The sequence below is a fragment of the Actinomycetota bacterium genome (genome assembly GCA_018830725.1).
Taxonomy (GTDB): Bacteria; Actinomycetota; Humimicrobiia; order JAHJRV01; family JAHJRV01; genus JAHJRV01.
The window spans coordinates 1-2,944 of sequence record JAHJRV010000166.1 but is presented as its reverse complement, the minus strand read 5'-3'; the positions used below and the strand labels follow the sequence as shown (position 1 = coordinate 2,944).

Here is a 2,944-nt window from a genome sequence, read left to right as displayed (position 1 = left end):
TTAAGATTACTATAACTAAGATATGCTCCTAAAATTAATTCTCTTAATGTATGCATTATTTCATCTGAATCATGAGGATTTTTTCCAAATTTTTTTAGGAATTTTTTTTGATCCTCTTTACATATATATTTAAAACAGCGATATATGCATTGATTTATGGAAAGATTATCCGAAATCTTTCCATATTCTCCAAAATATGAAGAATTATTCATTTTTTAAACCTCTTGCTACAATGTTCTTTTAAATAAAATATTTTAGATATTTAATTCTTCTAGATTGTCTTAATTTCTTCCTAAAATATTTTTATCAAATTCTACAAACAATCTATTCTCAAATGCAATAATTGGTCTTTTAATAATATCAAAATTGTTAAGTGGGTCAATCCTATTAATATTTATTTTCTTTTCACTATATATTTTATTTAATTGTTGTGATATTTCTGTCTGATTTATCTTTTTTAAAAAAATACAGAATCTTTCAATGTTGTTGTATGTAGTAAGGCTAAGTTCACATTCAATTGATTTTAACTGTTCATTAAAATCTTTAAGTATTGGAAAAATATGATCATTAAAATCAATTTTATGTTTAGATTCTAAATACAATGCTAAAGACATTATTGATAATAAAGAATGTAAAAGCTCTTCTTCATCAAATGTTTTTTTACTTCCGTTTAATGAATTAAAATATCTATTTTGAATAAATTTAATAATATTCGATAGAATAACTTTTACTGTTTCTTTGTCTTCTTCTTTAGGTATCTTTTTAAATTCAAATAAAATCATTCTTGAAGTAATTTTATTATCAATAAAGGCTAATAACCAGAGACCTATTTGATACAAATACAATTGGAAATTATTGGTATTAATATTGTCCTTCTCTTCGTTATCTAATATAAATTTTACTATCCTATCTACTTCTTCTATATTATATTTTAAGATCTTTTTATTAATATTTGGTGAATACAATGCAATATAGATTAATGAACTAAGACTTCTATCTTCACTTAAATCTGGATTCCAACCAAACATGGGATCTCCAATACTTAATGCAGTACCAGAATCTAGTGGTATATCTAACATTGCATTATAGACCTCTAATATTTTTTTATATGGAAAATCATAATTTGGATATATTTTTCGATAACGAAGTAAATTATAATAAATTTCTGCAAGAGAATTTCTTATTGGAACCAGAGTAGTTATATCGTTTAATTTAATACATATTTTTGCAATTTCGTTTAATTGATTTGCTATATCACTTGCTGAATGCCCAGCACCAACAATAGCAAGTTTTTCGCCAGTTTCACCAAAATACTTAGCTGCATCATAAGATCTATTCAAATCTATTTTTATGACTGCTTCTCGAATGATTTCGTGAAATATTGAAGATAATGTTGTAGTTAAATAATTATAACCACTTTTACTACCAAGTACTTGCACCGATAATGTACTTAAGGCAATATCCCTAATTGCTTTAAAGATATTTCTATTGAAGTTAATATCGTCATATCTTTCAGCATTCTTAATTAAATCTTTGAAAGTTTCGGCAAGAAGAAATAAATAGTGATCATAAAATGTTTTATAATCTTGCCTAATTTGTAAATATGAAATAGAGATATCCCTTATTGTGTAAATTGTACTATTGAATATCTCATAATCTGAAGTTTTCATAAGTTTGATTGCCATACTTTTAAGCGGAGCCATTTTTTCATGAACTTTTTCAGAAATATTATCAGGAATTTTCCATTTATCTGTTTTCGGATCTATTTTTTCATGAACCAATGAAACTTGTTTAATTTGTTCATTAATTTGATTACGTTTCTGTTGTAGGGTTATATCATTTTTCTTCTTTAGACCATATCGTATAGTGCTAATACAATCTTTCTTTATCTCTGGCAATAAATAATATACTGGACTCATGATTTTTGTTAGTTTAAAAAACATTAGGAAAATAGAAAAGAAAGACAAAATTAATAATATTGAAGAAAATATCGCATCTATCTTTAGTGTATGTATAAAAAGCATATAAATATTAAATAACATTGAGACAGAAAGTAATAAAAAACAACTAATCGTTTCATGATCACGTCTAAAATATTTTAATAAAGAGGGCGAATAATTATTTGCGCATTGTTGAATTGGTATTAAAATAAGTGTAAAAAAAATCACAATAGCGGTTGCTGAAATAGTAGTGGAAATTTCAAAAATTGGTGAATTATAAGGTATCAATAATTTACTAATGAATTGGTTCATTATTTTTACATCTTCTAAAATTAATATTTTTTAGCACATTATTTTCTTTATACTACAAATCTATTTAAAAATCCTTCTTTTTTTAAAAAATATCAAAAAATAAAAAATGCCCTTAAACTAAAGGAGTTAATTAATCTTCCTGTTAGTGTTCCAAATAGTGTGTAGTTAAATATAAACCCTTAAATCCTAAGGATTTCTTTGTTAATATGGTAGGTATGCAAGAAAATAGGGGAATATAGTAGTATAAGTGAGGATAATAGAGAAAAGAAGGCTAAAAGCGAGGTATTTCAGGGGTCACGAAAATAATCTTCAATTTAAGCTTGTTTTAAGCGATTATTTTAAGGTGGCTGGTATGAATCATCGTATTTTTTAAATACGCCTCATATACGCCAAATTTGAAGGTCTAAGAGAAAACGCTAAAAACCTTATGTTTCAACGGTTTCATTGATTTTTTGCAAAATCAAGCCGTAATTCATTGATTGCCTGCTTGATTTCTTTGATTTCAGTGGTAACATTCTGGGAAAATTCCTTTTGATTTTTGATTATTTCATTAATAAAAAACTCTAATTTCCATACTAAATATACAGAAAGCACTAAGGGAAAGCCGTTATTTGCTATTAATTTTAGTACATATTCAATATCCAATTCACTTATTTCCTTTCCAAGTGTGCTTTGGTCCAGGCCTAATATCG

Annotated in this window: 3 protein-coding genes; all 3 read right to left on the bottom strand. The window is 25.7% G+C overall.

Features of this window, described 5'->3' with window-relative positions; translation table 11 throughout:
• Window positions 1-212: hypothetical protein (locus tag KKC53_07215; GenBank protein ID MBU2598936.1), on the bottom strand; the 212-nt coding region annotated here is incomplete at its 3' end.
• A gap of 69 nt (window positions 213-281) precedes the next feature.
• The gene (locus KKC53_07210; GenBank protein MBU2598935.1) at window positions 282-1,898 is read right to left on the bottom strand and encodes a hypothetical protein; all 1,617 of its coding nucleotides are present in this window, start codon (window positions 1,896-1,898) and stop codon (window positions 282-284) included.
• A 795-nt stretch (window positions 1,899-2,693) separates the two neighbouring features.
• Complete coding sequence (locus KKC53_07205) at window positions 2,694-2,897, bottom strand: hypothetical protein (GenBank protein ID MBU2598934.1); 204 nt, start codon at window positions 2,895-2,897, stop codon at window positions 2,694-2,696.
• Window positions 2,898-2,944: the final 47 nt, after the last annotated feature.